Annotated in this window: 20 protein-coding genes; 13 read left to right on the plus strand and 7 right to left on the minus strand. The window is 61.5% G+C overall.

Annotated elements, in window-relative coordinates; genetic code table 11:
• Positions 1–163 precede the first annotated feature (163 nt).
• Positions 164–901: a DUF599 domain-containing protein gene (locus tag PFLQ2_RS20490; protein ID WP_003179240.1), complete on the plus strand. Its 738-nt coding sequence runs from the start codon at positions 164–166 to the stop codon at positions 899–901.
• Positions 902–973: 72 nt separating this feature from the next.
• Here PFLQ2_RS20490 and PFLQ2_RS20485 read toward each other — a convergent pair whose 3' ends face one another.
• On the minus strand, positions 974–1,225 hold the full coding sequence (locus tag PFLQ2_RS20485) for a hypothetical protein (RefSeq protein WP_003179242.1): 252 nt from the start codon (positions 1,223–1,225) through the stop codon (positions 974–976).
• 157 nt (positions 1,226–1,382) lie between these two features.
• Here PFLQ2_RS20485 and PFLQ2_RS20480 point away from each other — a divergent pair, with 157 nt between their 5' ends.
• From PFLQ2_RS20480 to PFLQ2_RS20465, 4 genes are all read left to right on the plus strand, one after another.
• Positions 1,383–1,859 carry a PaaI family thioesterase gene (locus tag PFLQ2_RS20480; protein WP_003179244.1) on the plus strand — a complete coding sequence of 159 codons (477 nt, stop codon included), beginning with the start codon at positions 1,383–1,385 and terminating at the stop codon, positions 1,857–1,859.
• Positions 1,856–2,317, plus strand: coding sequence for a PaaI family thioesterase (locus PFLQ2_RS20475; protein ID WP_003179246.1), 462 nt, complete (start codon positions 1,856–1,858; stop codon positions 2,315–2,317). Before PFLQ2_RS20480 ends, PFLQ2_RS20475 begins: the two co-directional genes overlap by 4 nt.
• An 87-nt stretch (positions 2,318–2,404) precedes the next feature.
• Positions 2,405–4,309, plus strand: coding sequence for a molecular chaperone HtpG (htpG, locus tag PFLQ2_RS20470; protein WP_003179247.1), 1,905 nt, complete (start codon positions 2,405–2,407; stop codon positions 4,307–4,309).
• A gap of 69 nt (positions 4,310–4,378) precedes the next feature.
• Positions 4,379–5,107, plus strand: coding sequence for a dienelactone hydrolase family protein (locus tag PFLQ2_RS20465; protein ID WP_003179249.1), 729 nt, complete (start codon positions 4,379–4,381; stop codon positions 5,105–5,107).
• Between the two features lie 159 nt (positions 5,108–5,266).
• Here the strand turns inward: PFLQ2_RS20465 and PFLQ2_RS27625 are convergent, their stop codons facing one another.
• Positions 5,267–6,127, minus strand: a complete 861-nt coding sequence (locus PFLQ2_RS27625) for a pirin family protein (protein ID WP_033046423.1) — start codon at positions 6,125–6,127, stop codon at positions 5,267–5,269.
• Positions 6,128–6,248: 121 nt separating this feature from the next.
• On the opposite strand from PFLQ2_RS27625, the gene PFLQ2_RS20460 reads away from it, so the two are divergent.
• Positions 6,249–7,265 (plus strand): amidohydrolase family protein, encoded by a 1,017-nt coding sequence (locus PFLQ2_RS20460; protein WP_172680591.1) that lies wholly within the window; start codon positions 6,249–6,251, stop codon positions 7,263–7,265.
• A 168-nt stretch (positions 7,266–7,433) separates the two neighbouring features.
• Entirely contained in the window at positions 7,434–7,898 is a 465-nt protein-coding gene (locus PFLQ2_RS20455; protein WP_003179254.1) for a DUF3859 domain-containing protein, read from the plus strand.
• Between the two features lie 187 nt (positions 7,899–8,085).
• On the opposite strand, the gene fabB is transcribed toward PFLQ2_RS20455, so the two are convergent.
• From fabB to PFLQ2_RS20430, 5 genes are all read right to left on the minus strand, one after another.
• Positions 8,086–9,306 (minus strand): beta-ketoacyl-ACP synthase I, encoded by a 1,221-nt coding sequence (gene fabB, locus PFLQ2_RS20450; protein ID WP_003179256.1) that lies wholly within the window; start codon positions 9,304–9,306, stop codon positions 8,086–8,088.
• 11 nt (positions 9,307–9,317) lie between these two features.
• Complete coding sequence (gene fabA, locus PFLQ2_RS20445) at positions 9,318–9,833, minus strand: 3-hydroxyacyl-[acyl-carrier-protein] dehydratase FabA (protein WP_003179264.1); 516 nt, start codon at positions 9,831–9,833, stop codon at positions 9,318–9,320.
• Positions 9,834–10,080: 247 nt separating this feature from the next.
• On the minus strand, positions 10,081–11,982 hold the full coding sequence (locus PFLQ2_RS20440; RefSeq protein WP_003179266.1) for an ATP-binding protein: 1,902 nt from the start codon (positions 11,980–11,982) through the stop codon (positions 10,081–10,083).
• The gene (locus tag PFLQ2_RS20435; RefSeq protein WP_003179268.1) at positions 11,979–12,911 is read right to left on the minus strand and encodes an ABC transporter substrate-binding protein; all 933 of its coding nucleotides are present in this window, start codon (positions 12,909–12,911) and stop codon (positions 11,979–11,981) included. The genes PFLQ2_RS20440 and PFLQ2_RS20435 overlap by 4 nt, the downstream gene beginning before the upstream one ends.
• On the minus strand, positions 12,912–15,035 hold the full coding sequence (locus PFLQ2_RS20430; protein ID WP_003179269.1) for a TonB-dependent receptor plug domain-containing protein: 2,124 nt from the start codon (positions 15,033–15,035) through the stop codon (positions 12,912–12,914). It abuts the gene before it with no gap.
• A 199-nt stretch (positions 15,036–15,234) separates the two neighbouring features.
• Between PFLQ2_RS20430 and PFLQ2_RS20425 the strand changes: the two genes are divergently transcribed.
• The 6 genes from PFLQ2_RS20425 to PFLQ2_RS20400 all read left to right on the plus strand — a co-directional run bounded on the left by PFLQ2_RS20425 (position 15,235) and on the right by PFLQ2_RS20400 (position 19,517).
• Positions 15,235–16,260, plus strand: a complete 1,026-nt coding sequence (locus PFLQ2_RS20425) for an NAD(P)H-dependent glycerol-3-phosphate dehydrogenase (protein WP_003179271.1) — start codon at positions 15,235–15,237, stop codon at positions 16,258–16,260.
• A gap of 30 nt (positions 16,261–16,290) precedes the next feature.
• Entirely contained in the window at positions 16,291–16,638 is a 348-nt protein-coding gene (locus PFLQ2_RS20420; RefSeq protein ID WP_003179272.1) for a DUF4389 domain-containing protein, read from the plus strand.
• Positions 16,635–17,087: a phosphohistidine phosphatase SixA gene (sixA, locus tag PFLQ2_RS20415; protein ID WP_003179274.1), complete on the plus strand. Its 453-nt coding sequence runs from the start codon at positions 16,635–16,637 to the stop codon at positions 17,085–17,087. The genes PFLQ2_RS20420 and sixA overlap by 4 nt, the downstream gene beginning before the upstream one ends.
• Positions 17,088–17,126: 39 nt before the next feature.
• Positions 17,127–17,570, plus strand: coding sequence for a hotdog fold thioesterase (locus tag PFLQ2_RS20410; protein WP_003179277.1), 444 nt, complete (start codon positions 17,127–17,129; stop codon positions 17,568–17,570).
• A 304-nt stretch (positions 17,571–17,874) separates the two neighbouring features.
• Positions 17,875–18,669 carry an alpha/beta fold hydrolase gene (locus tag PFLQ2_RS20405; protein WP_003179279.1) on the plus strand — a complete coding sequence of 265 codons (795 nt, stop codon included), beginning with the start codon at positions 17,875–17,877 and terminating at the stop codon, positions 18,667–18,669.
• Positions 18,666–19,517, plus strand: a complete 852-nt coding sequence (locus tag PFLQ2_RS20400; RefSeq protein ID WP_003179281.1) for an alpha/beta hydrolase — start codon at positions 18,666–18,668, stop codon at positions 19,515–19,517. The genes PFLQ2_RS20405 and PFLQ2_RS20400 overlap by 4 nt, the downstream gene beginning before the upstream one ends.
• Positions 19,518–19,521: the final 4 nt, after the last annotated feature.

Raw genomic sequence — 19,521 nt, forward strand, 5'->3', positions numbered from 1 at the left:
CTTGAAAGTTGCGAAAATCTCTGTGGGAGCGGGCTTGCTCGCGAATGCGATCTGTCTGTCAGCCATGTATTGATTGACCCACCGCTTTCGCGAGCAAGCCCGCTCCCACAGGGTTCACCGCGACTATTGCTCCAGCTCTTGTTTTCGTCACACAGGAAATCGAATGTCATTCATCCAAGCCAATCTGATTCACTTGCTTGCCGCCGCCTGGTTCATCATCTGCTGGGGCGGCTATACCCGTTACGCCACCTGGAAAGCCCGCGATACAGCGTGCCTGGCCAGCGTGATGCACTTGTACCGCGAAGACTGGATGCGGCGCATGCTGTTGCGTGAAAACCGCATCGCCGATGCCAGCGTGATCGGTAACCTGGAGCGCAACGCGTCGTTCTTTGCCTCCAGCACGCTGATTATCCTGGCAGGGATCCTGACCGTGCTTGGCGCGTCTGACCGTGCGGTGTCGCTGCTGGCGGACCTGCCGATGGTGCAGCAAGCGTCCCAGGGCATGGCGGAGGTTAAATTGCTGTGCTTGGCCCTGGTGTTTGTGTACGCATTCTTCACCTTCAGTTGGTGCATGCGCCAATACAACTTCGCCGCAGTGCTGGTGGGTTCGGCGCCGATGATTGGCGAACGCCATGTGTCCGAGCAGGAGCGCAAGGCTTTTGCACTCAGGGCGGCGCGGGTGATTTCCATGGCGGCCAACCAGTTCAACTTCGGGCTGCGCTCGTATTATTTCGGCATGACCATGTTGGCGTGGTTCGTCAGCCCCTGGTTGTTCATGTTGATGAGTGCTGGCGTGGTGTTTGTGCTGTATCAGCGCGAGTTCCATTCCGATGTACTGGACGTGATGGTCTATACCCCAACGGAAGCGCCTGTGACTGAAGTCGGTAAGGAAGCGGTCTGACAGACAATTCCTTGAATGACAGGCGAAAGAAAACCCGCACCAGGCGGGTTTTCTTTTGCCGCTAAAACCGGATCAGTTGGTTTTAGGCGCGGTAGCAGGAGCTTGTTCCTGCGTGGCGGCTTTGTTCGATTCGGCCTGATCTTTGGCGGCTTCGGCGTTTTCTTTCGCCGCGTCGTTCACTTTATCCTGTGCTTTGCTCATGTCTTGCTGAGCTTGTTCAGCATGTTGGTTGGCATCTTGAGCTTTGTCCTCGGATTTTTTATCGCAGGCAGCGAGACCGAGGGAGGCGGTCAACATCAAGGCAATAGCTAAAGTCTTACGCATGGGGTGTTTCTCCTTATGGAAATAACTACTGGCCGTTTGAGCGCAGCCCCCAAGATTAAGTTCCTGCTTTGTCATAGATATATAACTTTCCAATCGGATGGAACTTTACAGGTGGCGCCTGCTATCAGGCCCTGTCCTTTACCGGAGCGGTTAACAAATGGTCGAAGACCCTGTTTTTGAGCGCGCGACACGCTTTTTATCGGCGCTCAGGCATTGCCAAGTACTGGGCTTGAAGCTGCACAGCGCCAATCGTGAAGGCTTGACGGTCATTTTGCCCTTCAGTCCCCGCATCGTTGGCAACCCACTCACCGGTATTATCCATGGTGGCGCGCTGACGTCATTGATGGACACGGCCTGCGGGATGTCGACCTTGTGCGTTCTCCCGCAATTCGAGGTCTGCCCGACCCTGGACCTGCGCATCGACTACATGCACGCCGCCGAGCCTCATAAGGATGTCTACGGCTTCGCCCAATGCTATCGGGTCACCCCGGACGTGATCTTCACCCGTGGTTTTGCCTATCAAGACGACCCCGAGCAGCCCATCGCCCATGTGGTGGGTACGTTCATGCGCCTCGGCCAGCACGCCCGGGGCATAAGCAAGAGCGGCCCGATGGCTGCCGTGGACCGGCCATGACCGACATCACCCAGGAACAACTGCGCCAGGCTTGCGCGCAGGGCGACTACGCGCGGCTACTGGCCTCGATCCCCTATGCGCAACTTATCGGCGTCGAGTGCACGCGCCAGGACGATACGCTGGTGTTCCGCTTGCCGGCCAACAAGGACAACATTGGTAACCCTTTGTTGCCTGCCATCCATGGCGGGGTCATCGCCGGTTTCATGGAATTGGCCGCTGCCGTCCATTTGCTGATCGCCACTGGCGCCCCGGGCGTGCCGAAAATCATCGACTTTTCGCTGGATTACCTGCGCACCGGGCAGTTTCGCGACACTTACGCCAAATGCCAGGTCTGGCGCCAAGGGCGGCGGGTGGCCAACGTCGCGATCACCGCCTGGCAAGACGTTGAGGCCGAACCCATCGCCACCGCCCGGGCACATTTCAAAATCCAGGAGCCCACAAAAACCGATCGCCCTTGAAATCATCCCCATTGCCCCCACCTTGAGGACATCCCGCCGCCAATCTCTGCGAGGCGGACACCACCATCCACTTGGAGTTTGATGACCATGAGCGTGGAAACTCAAAAGGAAACCCTGGGCTTCCAGACCGAGGTGAAGCAACTGCTGCACCTGATGATTCACTCGCTGTATTCAAATAAGGAAATTTTCCTTCGCGAGTTGATTTCGAACGCCTCCGACGCCGTCGACAAATTACGTTTCGAAGCCCTTTCCAAGCCTGAATTGCTGGAAGGTGGCGCTGAGCTGAAGATCCGAGTGAGCTTCGACAAGGACGCGAAAACCGTCACCCTCGAAGACAACGGCATCGGCATGAGCCGCGAAGAAGTGATCACGCACTTGGGCACCATCGCCAAGTCCGGCACTGCCGACTTCATGAAGAACCTGTCTGGCGATCAGAAGAAGGATTCCCACCTGATCGGCCAGTTCGGCGTTGGTTTCTATTCTGCGTTCATCGTCGCCGACCAAGTCGAAGTGTTCAGCCGCCGTGCCGGCCTCGCTGCGAGCGAAGGCGTGCACTGGTCGTCCAAGGGCGAGGGCGAGTTCGAAGTTGCCACCGTCGACAAGGCTGATCGCGGTACTCGCATCGTGCTGCACCTCAAATCCGGTGAAGACGAGTTCGCCGATGGCTGGCGCCTGCGCAACATCATCAAGAAGTATTCCGACCACATCGCGCTGCCGATCGAGCTGCCGAAGGAAGTCACCGCTGCCGAAGGCGAAGAAAAGCCCGAAGTGGAGTGGGAAACCGTCAACCGCGCCAGTGCCCTGTGGACCCGTCCACGCACCGAGGTGAAGGATGAGGAATACCAAGAGTTCTACAAGCACATCGCCCATGACTTCGAAAACCCGCTGAGCTGGAGCCATAACAAGGTCGAAGGCAAGCTGGAATACAACTCGCTGCTGTACGTGCCGGCCCGCGCGCCGTTCGATCTGTACCAGCGCGAAGCACCGCGTGGCCTCAAACTCTACGTACAGCGCGTATTCGTGATGGACCAGGCCGAGTCGTTCCTGCCGCTGTACCTGCGCTTCATCAAGGGTGTGGTGGACTCCAACGACCTGTCGCTGAACGTATCGCGGGAAATCCTGCAGAAAGATCCGATCATCGACTCCATGAAGTCGGCGCTGACCAAGCGTGTATTGGACATGCTGGAGAAACTGGCGAAGAACGAGCCAGAGCAGTACAAGGGCTTCTGGAAGAACTTCGGCCAAGTGATGAAAGAAGGCCCGGCCGAAGATTTCGCCAACAAAGAGAAGATCGCCGGCCTGCTGCGCTTTGCCTCGACCCAGGGTGACGATGGCGAGCAGATCGTAAGCCTGGCCGATTACCTGGCCCGCGCCAAGGAAGGCCAGGACAAGATCTACTACCTGACCGGCGAAACTTATGCACAGGTCAAGAACAGCCCGCACCTGGAAGTCTTCCGCAAGAAAGGCATCGAAGTGCTGCTGCTGACCGACCGCATCGACGAATGGCTGATGAGCTATCTCAACGAATTCGACGGCAAGAGTTTTGTCGACGTTGCGCGCGGTGACCTGGACCTCGGCAACCTGGATTCGGAAGAAGACAAGAAAGCTGCCGAAGAAGTCGCCAAGAGCAAGGAAGGCTTGGTCGAACGGATCAAGACTGCCCTGGGCGACGCCGTCAGCGAAGTGCGGGTTTCTCACCGCCTGACCGACTCTCCAGCGATCCTGGCCATCGGCGAACAGGACCTCGGCCTGCAAATGCGCCAGATCCTCGAAGCCAGCGGCCAGAAAGTGCCGGACTCCAAGCCGATCTTCGAATTCAACCCGGCCCACCCGCTGGTGGAGAAGCTCGACAACGAACAGAGCGAAGAGCGTTTCGGCGACCTCTCGCACATCCTGTTCGACCAGGCAGCTCTGGCGGCCGGCGACAGCCTGAAGGACCCGGCGGCGTATGTGCGCCGCCTGAACAAGCTGCTGGTTGAACTGTCAGCTTAATCAAGTGCAGGAAAAACCCGCTTCGGCGGGTTTTTTCATTTCTGATATTCAGTTAAAGAGGAGTCCGTCATGAGTCAGGTTACGGTTCGTTCGCTGGTCTATCAGATCGAAGGTCAAGACTATGAGGGCCGCCTGGCCTTCGACGTCAATCAGCAGGGCCCGCGCCCGGGTTTGCTGATGGCACCGAATTGGATGGGCGTTGGTGCGGGTGCCGAGGAGATCGCCAGATCGGTGGCCGCCAATGGCTACGTGGTGTTGATTGCCGATCTTTACGGCCAGAAGGTGCGCCCGGGCAACGCCGACGAAGCGGGCGCGGCGATGATGCCTCTCAAGAGCGACCGGGCTCTGTTGCGCAGGCGCATGCAGGCGGCGTTCGAGCAATTGCAAAGCCAGGGCGACGCGCAGGTCGACACGTCGAAACTCGCCACGTTCGGTTTCTGCTTCGGTGGTTGCTGCGCCCTGGAGCTGGCCCGTACTGGCGCACCGCTGAAAGCGACCATTTCATTTCACGGCACGCTGGATACTCCGAACCCAGCAGATGCGCAGAACATCCAGGGTTCGGTGCTGGTGATGCACGGTGCCTCGGATCCGCTGGTGCCGAAGGAGCAACTGCCGGCCTTCGTAGACGAAATGAACGCTGCCGGGGTGGATTGGCAACTGCTGAGCTACGGCGGAGCGGTGCACTCGTTCACCGACCCGCAGGCCAATGTGCCGGGCAAGATGATGTACAACGCCAAGGTCGCCGGGCGGGCGTTCAGGTCGATGCATAACTTGCTGGATGAAGTGTTCAAGGGCTGAGGTCGGGCCTGGCGCTGAGTATTGTTGGTGTCAGAGCTGGCCCCTTCGCGAGCAAGCCCGCTCCCACAGTGGATCTGCAATGCCCACAATATTGTGAGCAACTCGGTCCTTGTGGGAGCGGGCTTGCTCGCGAAGGGGCCCAGCCAGGCACCGCTGAAATCAGGGCAGCTCGATCCGCTCGCTTTCCCCCGGCACGGTCGGCCAGTCGCCAGCCGCCCAGCGCTGGCGCGCCTCATCGATCCGGGCCGGGTCGCTGGAGACGAAGTTCCAGTTCATCCGCCGCGGACCATCCAGCGGTGCGCCGCCGAACAGCACGGCATGGCAATCACTCTCGGCAAACAGCGTCATTTCCTCCCCGACCGGCAATATCACCAACGAGTGAGGCTCAACCGGCTCGCCGTCCAGCAACGCCTCGCCGCTCAACACATACAACGCCCGCTCTGCATGCTCGGTGGGAATCAGCAATGTCGTTGCGGTCTGCAGGTTCAGTTCGGCGTACAGCGTAGGAGACAGCACCGGCACCGGCGATTCCAGGCAAAAGCCTGACCCGGCGATCATACGGATGCTGACCCCCAGATTATCGCTGACGGGCAGGCTCTGTGCCGGATGATGGCTGTAGTGCCCTGGCCCCTGTTCGTGGGACTTGGGCGAGGCCAGCCAGATTTGCAACCCGTGCATGACGAAACCGCTTTGCAGCAGTGCTTCGGGCGTGCGCTCGACATGGGCGATGGCGCTGCCGGCGGTCATCCAGCTGACATCCCCAGCCTCCACCACCTGATCGGAGCCCAGGCTGTCCTTGTGCTGGAGTGTTCCCTCGAACAGGTAGGTGAGGGTGGACAGGCCGATATGGGGATGCTGGCGGATGTTCATGCCTTTGCCGGCCGGGTAGGCCGTTTGCAGCATGTGGTCGAAAAATACGAAAGGTCCGACGCTGCGACACTTGGCGGATGGCAATGGGCGAAGAATCGGCTGGCCTTCGACATCTTCAGCGCGGGGGCGAACAGTCAGGAGGGTGGTCATGGTGTCTTCCAGGGCGAACAACGGTTGCGCCAAGCATACCCCGTCGCTCCCGGCCACAGCACGCATGCCTTGAACCCGTGCGGGACGGTTGGGGTCTATGCTGCTCATGACACTCTGGAGTGTGCCCGTGCCCACGACCCGCTTGATCTTCGCTTGCCTGATGGCTGTTTCCAGTTTTTGCGCCATGGCCCGCGAATATGCCTACAGCGATGCTCACTTGCATTACGTCGATTTCTTTCAGGAAACCGCCGGGATGCCCAAGCTGCTCCAGGCGATGGCGGACAATCGTATTGAGCATGTGATGATTTCCGGCATTCCGGTGGCCAAGAAATGGCATGAGGACGAACCCAAGCGTCCTCGCTATTACGCCGGCGACGATGCGGACGCCTATTGGTACAGCGCCACTGACGTGATCGTGGCCGCTGCAGTGGGCAAATTGACCCCCGAACAACGCCAGCGTTTTCATCCTTTCCTGTCAGGGTTCAATCCCAACGACAAGAACTCCGACGCGCATATCCAGCGCATGCTCGATCTGTATCCGGGGCTGTGGCAGGGCATCGGCGAAGTATTCACGCGCCATGACGACCTGACCGCGTTGACCTCGGGCGACACTGCACGCGCCAACAACGAAGCCATGACGCGGATCTATCACCTGGCGGCGGAAAATGACCTGCCGGTAATGCTGCATTCCAACATCACGTCCAAGCGTGAGAAAAATCCGCTGTACCTGGCGGAAATTGAAGAGCCGTTACGTAATCATCCGCACACGCGCTTCATCTGGGCGCATGCCGGCACCAGCATGGAAATCCATCGTCACCAGACCCAATTGGATTTCCTGTTGCCGACCCTGACCCGAATGCTTGAATCCTACCCCAACCTCTACATCGACCTGTCCTGGAGCCTGCTCACGCCCTACTTGCTGGACGAGGCGGGCAAGCCTCGGCAGGCGTGGGTAAAGCTCGTGGAGCGCTTCCCGGAGCGCTTCATGGTGGGATCAGACGTGGTAGGGCGTTTCAACAAGCTCGGTAAGCAACTGCACAGCTTCGATCCGTTCCTGGATGCCTTGCCTGAAGATGTCGCGAAGAAGGTGGCGCGGGATAACTTTTTGGCGGTGTTGCCTCGCTCAGTAGCCCGCTAAACGGCTGTTGTGGCGAGGGAGCTTGCTCCCGCTGGGCTGCGTAGCGGCCCCGCTGCGCAGTCGAGCGGGAGCAAGCTCCCTCGCCACGGATTATCGGTGTGCACGTTTGTCATCAGCCTGTCACCCCCGCGTCATACCCTCGCGCTCATCTCAATCAAGGAGCGCACTATGCACCTCACCCGTTCAAGCGCACTGGTCGCGCTGTTGTTGACCTGTGGCCTGGCCCAGGCAGAAGTCCGTGTCGAAGGTCCGGTGGAGTATGGCGTTTTCGAAGGGACGCAAGCCGAGCTGCAGTCGGGGGAGCGGGTCCTGCGGCGCAGTAACCAACCGATCCGCCAGACCGAAAGCGTGCCGGCGAAGCTGGGCACCAAGTTCGGCATGCGTTATCAACTGGCGGGCAAGGTCGCCGATGACCAGCCGTTGACTCTGTTGTACTTCACGCCGGGCATCCGCACCCCCGATGGCGTGCGCCACGATAAATTCGAGATCATCCAGAAACTGGTGCCCGGCGCCCCTCAGGACGTCATGGCCTACGAATTCACCGAAAGCCACGAAGTGGTGCCGGGGGAATGGCGGTTCATGGTGTTCCAGGGTGACCGACTATTGGCGCAACAGCGGTTTGTTGTGCGCTGACACTCATCCCTCACAGCACAACTTGTGGGAGCGGGCTTGCTCGCGAAGGCGTACTGTCAGGCACTATCGATGTGCATGACCCACCGCATTCGCGAGCAAGCCCGCTCCCATAGGAATTGTGCGGTATAAGAAGCAGGCAAAAAAACGCCCCGAATCAGCCGGAGCGTTTTTTGTGTAGCGGCGGGGCTTACTTGCCCTGCCAGCGCTTCAGTACCAGGGTGGCGTTAGTGCCGCCGAAGCCGAAGCTGTTGCTCATCACGGTGTCGATGGTGGCGTTTTCGCGAGTCTTGGTCAGGATCGGCATGTCAGCGACAGCCGGGTCCAGCTCGTCGATGTTGGCGGAGCCAGCCATGAAGTTGCCTTCCATCATCAGCAGGCAGTAGATCGCTTCGTGAACGCCAGCGGCGCCCAGGGAGTGACCCGACAGGCTCTTGGTGGAACTGATGGCCGGGGCCTTGTCGCCGAATACCGCGCGCACGCCTTCCATTTCCTTGGCATCACCGACCGGAGTCGAGGTGCCGTGGGTGTTCAGGTAGTCGATTGGGGTGTCGACGGTGGACATGGCCATCTGCATGCAACGGATGGCACCTTCGCCGCTAGGGGCGACCATGTCGTAGCCGTCGGAAGTGGCGCCGTAGCCGACGATTTCCGCGTAGATCTTCGCGCCACGGGCGAGGGCGTGTTCCAGCTCCTCGACCACGACCATGCCGCCACCGCCGGCGATGACGAAACCGTCACGCTTGGCGTCGTAGGCGCGGGAGGCCTTTTCCGGCGTTTCGTTGTATTGGGTGGACAGGGCGCCCATGGCGTCGAACAGGAACGATTGGCTCCAATGCTCTTCTTCACCGCCTCCGGCGAAAACGATGTCCTGCTTGCCCAGCTGGATCTGCTCGACCGCGGTACCGATGCAGTGGGCACTGGTGGCGCAAGCGGAGGAGATCGAGTAGTTGACGCCCTTGATCTGGAACGGCGTGGCCAGGCAAGCCGAAACGGTGCTGCCCATGGTCCGCGTGACACGGTACGGGCCAACACGCTTGACGCCTTTCTCGCGCAGGATGTCCAGCGCTTCCATCTGGTTCAAGGTCGACGCGCCACCCGAACCGGCGATCAGGCCGGTCCGCACATTGGAAACCTGCTCGTCGGTCAGGCCGGAGTCAGCGATGGCATCCTTCATGGCCAGGTAGGCGTAAGCCGCCGCATGGCCAACGAAACGGTAGATCTTGCGATCGATCAATTCTTCGAGGGGAAGGTCAATGGAGCCGGAAACCTGGCTACGCAGACCCATTTCGGCATAGTCCGGATTGAACCGGATGCCCGGGCGACTTGCACGCAGGTTAGCGGAGACGGTCTCTTTGTCATTGCCCAGGCACGAAACGATGCCCAGACCAGTGATAACGACGCGGCGCATGCGGATAACCCTTAGAAGTTGTCAGTGGAGGTGAAAACGCCGACCCGAAGGCCTTCGGCGGTATAGATCTCGCGACCATCGACAGTGACCGAGCCATCGGCGATAGCCAGGTTCAGCTTGCCTTTGAGGACGCGCTTGATATGAATGTTATAGGTGACTTTCTTCGCGGTCGGCAGGACCTGACCAAAGAACTTCACTTCGCCCGAACCCAGGGCGCGACCGCGACCTGGCAGGCCTTGCCAGCCAAGGAAGAAACCGACCAGCTGCCACATGGCATCCAGGCCCAGGCAACCTGGCATCACCGGGTCACCTTCGAAATGGCAAGCGAAAAACCACAGGTCCGGAGTGATATCCAGCTCGGCGACCAATTCACCTTTGCCGTACTTGCCACCCTCTTCGCTGATAAGGGTGATGCGATCCACCATCAGCATGTTCGGGGCGGGCAGTTGCGCGTTACCTGGGCCGAACAGCTCACCGCGACTGCAGCGCAGCAGATCTTCCCGGGTAAAGGCGTTTTGTTTGGTCATGCGAGCTCCTCAATAGTCCCATGCGGCAGGGTGGGGCAAATCTTCCCGGCCGATCGAAGCGTTCATGCCTCGAATCGACAGCCTACTCATAGACTATTGCGTTGTAGTGAAAGTCACAGCGCACGGGAAATGAATGTACACCTGTGCACTGAAAATTTTATTCAAGCCCCGTCGAGGCTTGTTCGGGTGCCTAAGACTGCCGCACTTTCGCCTTTCACGCCAGTCGCAGATGGTCTTGAGACCTGTACTAATTTACCCAGCGCTGCAGAACCTGCTGCAGGTCAACCCTTTTGAACGGCTTGGCCAGGTAATCGTTCATGCCGGCGGCCAGGCAAGCTTCGCGGTCGCCCTGCAAGGCATTGGCGGTCAGGGCGATGATCGGTACCTCGGTGCAGCCAGGCAACTGGCGGATCTGGCGCGTGGCTTCGTAGCCATCGATGATGGGCAACCGGCAGTCCATGAGGATCGCGTCGAAGATCAGGCTTTCGGCGCTGCGTACGGCCTGGGCGCCATCGGTGGCGACGCTGACTGTGAAGCCCAGGCTGCGGAGCATGGCTTCGATCACCGTCTGGTTCACTGGGTTGTCTTCCACCAGCAGCACATTGCGGCCTGCGCCATCGCCGCTGCGGACAGGCTGTCGCGGCGCCAGGGTCGCTGGCGTCTGGCGCGACAAGGCCAGGGGAATTTCCAAAGTAAACACTGAGCCTTGGCCTTCTTCGCTCTGGGCCCGCAACGTGCCGCCCATGCGCTCGGCCAGGGTGCGGGCGATCGGCAGGCCCAGGCCGGTGCCGCCGTAGCGCCGGGAAATCGAGCTGTCGGCCTGCTGGAAGGCGTCGAACATGCGCTCCAGGCTCTCGGCCGGAATGCCAATGCCGCTGTCGCGCACAGTGCAGGTAAACCACAGCAGTTCGTGGTCCAGCGCTTGCCACTGGCATTGCACCGTGACACGGCCTTGCTCGGTGAATTTCAGCGCGTTGCCGATCAGGTTCACCAGGATCTGCCGTATTCGCGTCGGATCGCCCTGGACCTGCAAGGCTTGCATGTCGTCCGGGATCAGCAGGTCCAGGCCGAGCTTGCGCTGGGCGGCGCTGTGCTGGAACGACTGGGCGCAACTGCCCACCAATTCCGCCAGGTTGAACGGGATGTGCTCCAGTTCCAGGGCCGCGCGCTCGATGCGCGAGAAGTCGAGGATGTCGTTGATCACTTTGAGCAGGTGTTCGGTGGATTCCGAAGCCAGCGCGGTGTACTCCTGCTGCTCGTCGGTCATCCGCGTGGTTTCCAGCAGTTGCAGCATGCCCAGCACGCCGTTCATGGGCGTGCGCAATTCATGGCTCATCATCGCCAGGAAATCGGACTTGGCACTGTTGGCCTTCTCCGCTTCTTCCCGGGTCTTGATCAGTTGCGCCATGGCCTGGTGCTGTTCCCGGCTGGCTTGTTCCAGCCCGCCGGCCAGGTTGTTGATGTGCCGCGACAACGCCCCCAGTTCGGCATCGTCGACGATGGGCAGCGGGGTGCTGTAGTCACCTTGCTGGATGGCCTTGACCGCATCGCCGATGTCGCGGATCGGCCGCGACAGATTAGCGGCCAGGCGGCGTGCCACCAGGAACGTGAACAGCAAGGCGAACAGCGCCAGGATCGCCGCCTTGAAGAGGATTTCCTGTTGCCGCTGGCTGAAGGCGTCACTGGACATACCGACAACCACCCGGCCCAGGTAATCCTCTCCCGGCGCTTCGGTCGACCCGCTGTTGCCCTGCAGGAAATCATTGTTCAAGGCAATGCGCTGCAGGCGAACCGGGGCCTGGAATACTTCCACCTGTTGGGAGCGGCTGCGAGTCTGCTCGGGTTGTTCGACGTAAACCAATATCTTGTCGGTGCTGTCCTGAACTTCCAGGAAGCGCACGTGGGGTGTCGCCAAGGTCGCGGTGAGCAGGCTTTCGAGGACCTCGTTGTTACCGGAGATCACCCCGTATTCCGTGGCGGGGGCCAGTTGGTTGGCGATCAGTTGCCCGGTGTGATTGAGCTCCTGGCGCAGGTCCTGGATCCGCACGAAGGTAAAGAAGCTGATCAGCAGCACGGTCAACAGCAAGGCCGGGCCGAGGGCGATGAGCTGGGTGCGGGTATTGATGTCCCAACGGCGACGCAAGGTCATGGGCGGTGTTCTCCTTCGGCCAACGCCGCAGCGACGGATTCGGCGTCAATCGGTTCTATCCCCAGCGAGCGGGAAACCTGCTGGTTGCCCAGGACTTTGAAACGGTCCGGATACAGCGTGCGGGGCCAGGTCGCGGCAGGGCGGTCGAGCAGCTCGTCGAGGATCGCCAGCCAATCGTCCTGGTCGCTGTAGGTGCTGGCCAGGCTACCGGCCTTGACGAACGCGGCGCTGGGCCCGATCAGCGCACGCTGGCGGGCATAGCTGCTGAGCAACAGGTTTTTCACGGTCTTGGGGTTGTACAGGTCGGGGTCGTCCAGGCCCAGCAGCACATCGCTCTGACCCAGCAGGTTTTGCAGGGGGCGGCTGTCGTTGGTGTCGTTCCAGCGTTGGGTGACGATCTCCAGGCCCAGCGGCCCGGCTGCGTGCCGAATGTCCTGGAGCAAAAATTCACTGTGCCTGTCATACAGCACGCCGACCCGCCGGACTTGCGGCAGCAGAGCACGAATCAGCCGCAGTTGCCGTGCCACGGGAGGATCGCTCCACAGCAGGCTCAGGTGATCGGGCGTCGCTTCGCCCAGACGGTCCCGGGCCTGTTGACGGCTGATTCGCAATACCAGAGTGGCCGGTCCGCGGACCTCTTGCAGGCGCCAGTCGAGGCTGGGCAGGTCGAGCAGCACCAGGCGCACATTGCCAGGCAGTTTTCCCGGTGCTGGCAGGCCGGACAACGGGGTAAACCGCACCGTGTCTTCGGGGCGCAAGGCTCCGAGGGCCTGGGTGAAAGACTGTACGCCGGGACTGTCCTCGGCGCCGGTCAACAGAATCTCGGCGGACCGGGCCTCGAACGATGCCAGCCAACCGGCCAATACCAGGCATAGCACCCGCGACAGGCGGCCATGAAATGGCGTCATGCGCAGTCGGCACCGGAACATCTAGAAGGACAACTCCGCGCTGAAGTACAGGACGTGTCGGGAGTCGTAGCGGTTGTCGATGAACGTGGTGGGCTGGTTATCGAGGCGCTGCTGCAGGACGCCCGCCAGTTCCAGGTTGGCCTTGCCCAGGGGGATGCGACGGGCAAGGCGGGTGTCGACCCGTTCGAAGCGGTAGCCATTGAGGGCGTCGGCGGCGTAATAGAACACGGCGCTGTTCCAGCCCTGGCCCCAGTCCCGCAGCCAACCGGCCGAGCCACTGTTGCGGGCGGTCAGTTGCTCGTCCAGCGGGTTGCTGGCCTGGGCGTCGACATAGGCATAGGTCAGGCGCAGGCGGTCGGCCGTGGTCAGGCGCCAGTCGAGCTGGGTCTCGGTCCCGGAGAACCGGGACTGGTTGGCGTTGCTGGCTATGTACTGGTTGTTGCGCAGCGGTTCGCTGATCATGCCGGTGATCTCGTCATGGAACAGCTTCACATCGACCGTCAGGCCCAGGTCCGCAAAGTAACCGTTATAACCCAATTCCCGCGAGCGCATGTGTTCCTGCTCCAGGTTTCCCGGGCCGCGGGTCTGGACGAAATAACGGGCGCTGCGCTGGCCGAAGGCGGCGGGCTGCAGATTGGTGACCTGATAGCTCCAGTTGACGTTGTTTTCGAACATGTCCGGCGAACGCACGGCTTCGGAGTACACCGCCCGTAGCCCATGCCGCGGAGTGATCAGGTAGTTGACCGCCACCCGGGGTGTCAGCGAACTGCCGGTCAGGCGCGTGTCCTCGAACATCGCGCCGCCCTGTAACAGCCAGTGTTCGCTGGCCCGCCATTCGAGCTGGCCGAACAGCCGCCAGGTGGAGTCGTCCAGCGTGCCATTGAAGTACGTCTCGGAGTCGGCCCGGTCGTAGCGATAGTTGGCCCCGGTGACCAGGCGCAGGCTGTCGGACAGGCTCAGGGTGTCCTGGATTTCCAGGTCGTAGCGTGATTCGCGGGCGCTCTGGTCGATGTCGCCGCACAAGGTCTGCGAGGCGCCGTTGCGCCATTGGTCGAGCACCTGATTGGCGAGTGCCTGCTCCTGTGGCGTGCCGGCCGGTGCGCCGGTGCCGGTGAAACGGGTGATATTGCGCGCCAGCTTCTCGGCATAGTTGGGGTTGAGCTGCCACAGGTCGGTCAATTGCGGGCTGAAGGACACTTCGGCGTCGCAGGCACGCCAGGTCTGCTGGCGATCCCAGTGCTGGACCGAGCCTTGTACATAAAGGCTGTGGTCAGGATTCAGGTCCAGGTTCCAACGCAGCGAACCAGCGTAATCCTTGGCGATGACATCGGAGTTATCCCCAGCGGCGGTAATGCCGGCAAACACCGGGCGGTAGGTATAGGGCCGCTGGTTGGTCCCATCCTTGGCATTCAATTGCCAATCGATGCTTTGCTGCTCGTCCAGGGTCTGGCTGACCGACAGATTGAAGCGGTTCAGGCGCCGACTGTCGCGGTAGTCGGCACCGTTGCGGTCACTGTCAAAGCCATCATCTTCCTGCCCGGACAGCGAAAGCCGCAGGTCGCCACCGTCCCAGCCGGTGCCTTGGCTGGCGTACCAGTCGCTGATGCCACGCTGGCCCCGGGTGATTTTCAATCGGGTGCCGTGGCTGTCGGCGGGGGCGCGGGTGATGATGTTGACCACCGCCATCAGCGCGTTGGCGCCGTAGCTGACCGTGTTGGGGCCACGGAAGACTTCGATGCGGTCGATGTCCTCCATGGCCACCGGAATATCGCTCCAGTCCACCGTGGCCAGGCCGGCGCGGTACACCGAGCGGCCATCGATCAACACCTGCATGCGTCGCGCTTCGCTGGCGTTGGTGCCGTGGTAGTTCACGGCCGCCTGGTTGCCGCTGATATTGCCGACCATCATGCCCGGCACCAGGCGCAGCAATTCGCTGATGTCCCGCGCGCCGCTGGCCTTGATCAACTCGCTGTCCAGCACCGTCATGCTGCCTGGCACCGCCGCTGGCGATTGCTTCAGGCGCGTCGCCGTCAGCACTTGGGGCAGGGGTTGGCTGTCCACGAACAGGTCGTCGCCCAGCACTGGCGGGCTGATGACCAGCGCCAGTAGCAATGACGAACCTGAACGGGAAGGGCCAAGAAACACGGCACAGCCTTTGATAACGAAAGAATGGCCGGCATGTTAACTGAGCTGAACGACTTTTCCATTCACGTTGACAGCATTTTCCTAGGAATTGATGGTCAGCTTCCTACAGCGAGCGGTAATTGTTGCCGGGGCTGGTCGCGATCCGGCCGCTCCGTATAATGCCCCGCATTGCCACTTGGTATGGATGAACGGATTGCATATGACTGAACAGCGCTCGATTGCGGTCCTGGGAGGCGGGAGTTTCGGTACAGCCGTGGCTAACCTGCTGGCCGAGAATGGTCACCCGGTGCGCCAATGGATGCGTGACCCCGAGCAGGCCGAGGCCATCCGGGTCAATCGCGAGAACCCGCGTTACCTCAAAGGCATCAAGATCCGCCCGGAAGTGGAGCCGGTCACCGACTTGCAGGCAACACTGCAGGACTGCGATCTGTTTTTCGTCGCCTTGCCGTCCAGTGCCTTGCGCGCGGTCCTGGCCCCTCATGCCGATCGCTTGAGCGGCAAGTTGCTGGTGAGCCTGACCAAGGGCATCGAGGCGCAGACGTTCAAGCTGATGAGCGAGATCCTGGAGGAAATCGCGCCCAAGGCTCGCATCGGTGTGATTTCCGGCCCGAACCTGGCGCGGGAAATCGCCGAGCACGCCTTGACCGCCACTGTGGTCGCCAGTGAAGACGAAGAACTCTGCCAACGGGTCCAGGCCGCGCTCCATGGCCGCACCTTCCGGGTCTATGCCAGTGCCGATCGTTTCGGCGTGGAGCTGGGCGGGGCGCTGAAAAATGTCTATGCGATCATCGCCGGCATGGCGGTTGCGCTGGGCATGGGGGAGAACACCAAGAGCATGCTGATCACCCGGGCGCTGGCGGAAATGACCCGTTTTGCCGTCAACCAGGGCGCCAACCCGATGACTTTCCTGGGCTTGGCTGGGGTCGGGGACCTGATCGTCACCTGTTCCTCGCCCAAGAGCCGCAACTACCAGGTCGGGTTCGCCCTCGGCCAGGGCCTGAGCCTTGACGAGGCCGTGTCGCGCCTGGGCGAAGTGGCGGAAGGGGTGAGCACCCTCAAGGTGCTCAAGGCCAAGTCCCAGGAAACCGGGGTCTATATGCCGCTGGTCGCCGGCCTGCATGCGATCCTCTTCGAAGGGCGCACGCTGGAACAGGTGATCGAACTGTTGATGCGCGCGGAGCCGAAGACCGACGTCGATTTCATTTCCACCAGCGGCTTCAACTGAGCCGCGATTGATCGCAAGCAGGAGCGAACCATGAACGATCCGAAAGGGCAGCCCCAATACGAATCCATCCTGCTGCGTGTGCTGTGGATGGTGATTTATCTGCTGGTCTGGCAGGTGGCGCAGTTCATCCTCGGCGCCGTGGTGCTGGTGCAACTGATCTATCGGCTGATCTACGGCGCGCCGAGCGCCAGCCTGATGAATTTCGGCGACAGCCTGAGCCAGTTCCTGGCGCAGATCGGTCGTTTTGGCACCTTCCACAGCGACCAGAAGCCTTGGCCATTCGCCGACTGGCCGACCCCGCGCACACCGGAGGGCGAAGCGCCGCACGCAGTAGCACCTGCTGCGCATCCCGTTCGGGATGAAGAGCCGAAGCTATGAAGCTCTGGGTATTGCGTCACGGTGAAGCCGAGCCTTACGGCGCCCGTCCCGATCCCGAACGGGCCCTGACCGCCCACGGGCGCGAAGAAGTGTTGCGCAGTGCCGCGCACTTGATTGGCCAGCCTCTGACTGCCATTTACGCCAGCCCCTACCTGCGGGCGCAGCAGACTGCACACCTGGTGCGCGAAGCGCTGGGGTTCGAGCCGGCGTTACAAACGGTCGATTGGCTCACACCAGAAACCCGACCGCAAAAAGTCCTCGAACAGCTGGAGGATGAGGGCGACGTGCTGCTGGTCAGCCACAATCCCCTGGTGGGCACCTTGCTGGGCTTTGTGCAACACGGTCATTTGCAACAACCTGAGCAAGTGCACACTGCTGGCCTCGCCGAGCTGGAAGGCGACCTGCCGCTGGCGGGGGCAATGCAGCTCAAGGCTATCAGGCACCCTTGAAGGGTGGCCGCTGAATAACAATCAAAAGGGAACACAACGATGAGTCTGTGGCGCACCACCCCCAACATCGAGCAACTGAACGCGGCGGGCAAGAACACTATCAGCGAAGTGCTGGATATTCGTTTCGAATCTTTCGACGATGAGTCCCTGACTGCCAGCATGGTGGTTGATCACCGTACCCACCAACCGTTCGGCCTGCTGCATGGTGGGGCGTCGGTGGTGCTGGCCGAAACCGTCGGGTCGATGGCCGCCTATCTCTGTGTGGATACCAGCAGATTCTATTGCGTGGGCCTGGAAATCAATGCGAACCATCTGCGTGGCGTACGCAGCGGCCGGGTGACGGCCACGGCGCGGGTCGTTCACCTGGGCCGCACGACCCAGGTCTGGGACATCCGCCTGACCAACGACGACGGCAAGGTCAATTGCGTATCGCGCCTGACCATGGCCGTGGTGCCCTTGGGTGAGCAGCCGCCGGCGCGTTGAAAGCCGATTTGCGCCTGGCCGGCTGTTGTGGCGAGGGAGCTTGCTCCCGCTGGGTCGCGAAGCGGCCCCAAACCCACCGGCTCGATCAGCCTGGCGCACCGAGTTGCCCGATCTTGGGCCTGCTGCGCAGGCCAGCGGGAGCAAGCTCCCTCGCCACGGGTGTTCGAACACAAAATCCCGGGGTGAGCGGGGCGCAGCCCCATAGCCCAAGCCCGACTGTCATCATTCCTGGCAGTTACGGTCATTGCCGCGCCGCCGGGCAGTGCGCAGAATCGAGCCCAGTTACCCCAATGGATCGGCCGTCATGTCGCAACAGGTATTTTTCGCTCACGCCAATGGCTTCCCCTCGGCCACCTACGGCAAGCTGTTCGCCGCGCTGGCGCCGCAGTACGCGGTCGCGCACCTGGAGTTGCACGGTCACGACCCGCGTTTTCCGGTGGACGATAACTGGAACAATTTGGTGGACGAGCTCATCCATCACCTGGAACAGCAGCCGGAACCGGTGTGGGGCGTCGGCCACTCCCTGGGCGGTGTGCTCCATCTGCACGCGGCGTTGCGTTGCCCGCAGTTGTACCGGGGCGTGGTCATGCTCGACTCGCCGGTGCTGACCCGGGCCGACCGATGGGTGATCCTGGCCGCCAAGCGCCTGGGGTTCATCGATCGCCTCACCCCGGCCGGTCGAACGCTGGGACGGCGCGAAGAGTTTGCCGACCTGGCGTCGGCCCGGCAGTACTTCGCCGGCAAGACCCTGTTTCGCGGCTTTGACCCGGAATGCTTTGACGCCTACCTGCAACATGGTCTGCAGCAAGTCGGCGACCGCTTGCGGCTGCGTTTCGACCCGGCCACGGAAATCAGTATTTACCGTGGCGTGCCGCACACCAGCCCTGGCCGCGCCCGCAAGCTCCAGGTGCCCCTGGCGGTGGTGCGTGGCCGGCAGAGCCGCGTGGTGATGCGCCATCACACCCGTTCGGTAGGGCGCATGCCCCATGGCGAATCCTTGAGCATGCCGGGCGGCCACATGTTTCCCCTCGAACGTCCGCAAGACACGGCCAACCTGCTCAAGGACCTGTTCCAGCGCTGGGAAGAGCGCAGCGCATGAGCGTGGTCGAGGAAGTCCGCCTGAGCCTGCCTCACATCGAGTTGGCAGCCCACCTGTTCGGCCCGGAAGATGGGCGGCCGGTGATCGCCTTGCATGGTTGGCTGGACAACGCCAACAGCTTCGCCCGGCTGGCCCCTCGGCTGGAGGGGCTGCGGGTGATCGCCCTGGACATGGCCGGGCATGGGCATTCCGGGCATCGGCCGCCCGGTGCCGGCTATGCCCTGTGGGACTATGCCCATGATGTGTTGCAGGTTGCCGACCAACTGGGCCTGAAGCGTTTCGCCCTGTTGGGCCATTCCATGGGCGCCATCGTCTCGCTGGTGCTGGCCGGTTCCTTGCCGGAACGGGTGACGCACCTGGGCTTGATCGATGGAGTGATTCCTCCTACAGCCAAAGGCGATAACGCCGCCGAACGCATGGGCATGGCCCTGCAAGCGCAGTTGGATCTGCAACATAAACGCAAACCGGTCTATAAAACCCTCGACCGGGCCATCGAAGCGCGTATGAAAGGATTGGTGGCGGTCAGTCGCGAGGCCGCCGAGCTGCTGGCCCAGCGCGGCCTGATGCCGGTGCCCGGCGGCTACACCTGGCGCACCGACAACCGCCTGACCTTGCCGTCGCCCCTGCGCCTGACCGATGAGCAGGCCATGGCGTTCGTGGCGCGGGTCGGTTGCCCTGCGCACCTGGTGGTGGCGGCTGACGGCATGCTTGCCAAGCACCCCGAGCTGCTGGAGCGTCTACCCTTCAGTCATGAACAGTTGCCCGGCGGCCATCATTTGCACCTGAACGACGAATTCGGTGCCACGCTTGTAGCAGACTGTTTCAATCGGTTCTTCGCCGTTTCTTGACTTG

The organism is Pseudomonas fluorescens Q2-87, assembly GCF_000281895.1.
Lineage (GTDB): Bacteria > Pseudomonadota > Gammaproteobacteria > Pseudomonadales > Pseudomonadaceae > Aquipseudomonas > Aquipseudomonas fluorescens_S.

Bases quoted from the DNA above. Each gene is read 5' to 3' on its own strand.
- fabA (WP_003179264.1), bottom strand. From the start codon at position 9,833: ATGACCAAACAAAACGCCTTTACCCGGGAAGATCTGCTGCGCTGCAGT.
- PFLQ2_RS20425 (WP_003179271.1), top strand. From the start codon at position 15,235: ATGACTGAACAGCGCTCGATTGCGGTCCTGGGAGGCGGGAGTTTCGGT.
- PFLQ2_RS20480 (WP_003179244.1), top strand. From the start codon at position 1,383: ATGGTCGAAGACCCTGTTTTTGAGCGCGCGACACGCTTTTTATCGGCG.
- PFLQ2_RS20440 (WP_003179266.1), bottom strand. From the start codon at position 11,982: ATGACCTTGCGTCGCCGTTGGGACATCAATACCCGCACCCAGCTCATC.
- PFLQ2_RS20490 (WP_003179240.1), top strand. From the start codon at position 164: ATGTCATTCATCCAAGCCAATCTGATTCACTTGCTTGCCGCCGCCTGG.
- htpG (WP_003179247.1), top strand. From the start codon at position 2,405: ATGAGCGTGGAAACTCAAAAGGAAACCCTGGGCTTCCAGACCGAGGTG.
- PFLQ2_RS20405 (WP_003179279.1), top strand. From the start codon at position 17,875: ATGTCGCAACAGGTATTTTTCGCTCACGCCAATGGCTTCCCCTCGGCC.
- PFLQ2_RS20420 (WP_003179272.1), top strand. From the start codon at position 16,291: ATGAACGATCCGAAAGGGCAGCCCCAATACGAATCCATCCTGCTGCGT.
- PFLQ2_RS20410 (WP_003179277.1), top strand. From the start codon at position 17,127: ATGAGTCTGTGGCGCACCACCCCCAACATCGAGCAACTGAACGCGGCG.
- PFLQ2_RS20475 (WP_003179246.1), top strand. From the start codon at position 1,856: ATGACCGACATCACCCAGGAACAACTGCGCCAGGCTTGCGCGCAGGGC.
- PFLQ2_RS20455 (WP_003179254.1), top strand. From the start codon at position 7,434: ATGCACCTCACCCGTTCAAGCGCACTGGTCGCGCTGTTGTTGACCTGT.
- PFLQ2_RS20485 (WP_003179242.1), bottom strand. From the start codon at position 1,225: ATGCGTAAGACTTTAGCTATTGCCTTGATGTTGACCGCCTCCCTCGGT.
- fabB (WP_003179256.1), bottom strand. From the start codon at position 9,306: ATGCGCCGCGTCGTTATCACTGGTCTGGGCATCGTTTCGTGCCTGGGC.
- PFLQ2_RS20400 (WP_003179281.1), top strand. From the start codon at position 18,666: ATGAGCGTGGTCGAGGAAGTCCGCCTGAGCCTGCCTCACATCGAGTTG.
- PFLQ2_RS27625 (WP_033046423.1), bottom strand. From the start codon at position 6,127: ATGACCACCCTCCTGACTGTTCGCCCCCGCGCTGAAGATGTCGAAGGC.
- PFLQ2_RS20435 (WP_003179268.1), bottom strand. From the start codon at position 12,911: ATGTTCCGGTGCCGACTGCGCATGACGCCATTTCATGGCCGCCTGTCG.
- PFLQ2_RS20465 (WP_003179249.1), top strand. From the start codon at position 4,379: ATGAGTCAGGTTACGGTTCGTTCGCTGGTCTATCAGATCGAAGGTCAA.
- sixA (WP_003179274.1), top strand. From the start codon at position 16,635: ATGAAGCTCTGGGTATTGCGTCACGGTGAAGCCGAGCCTTACGGCGCC.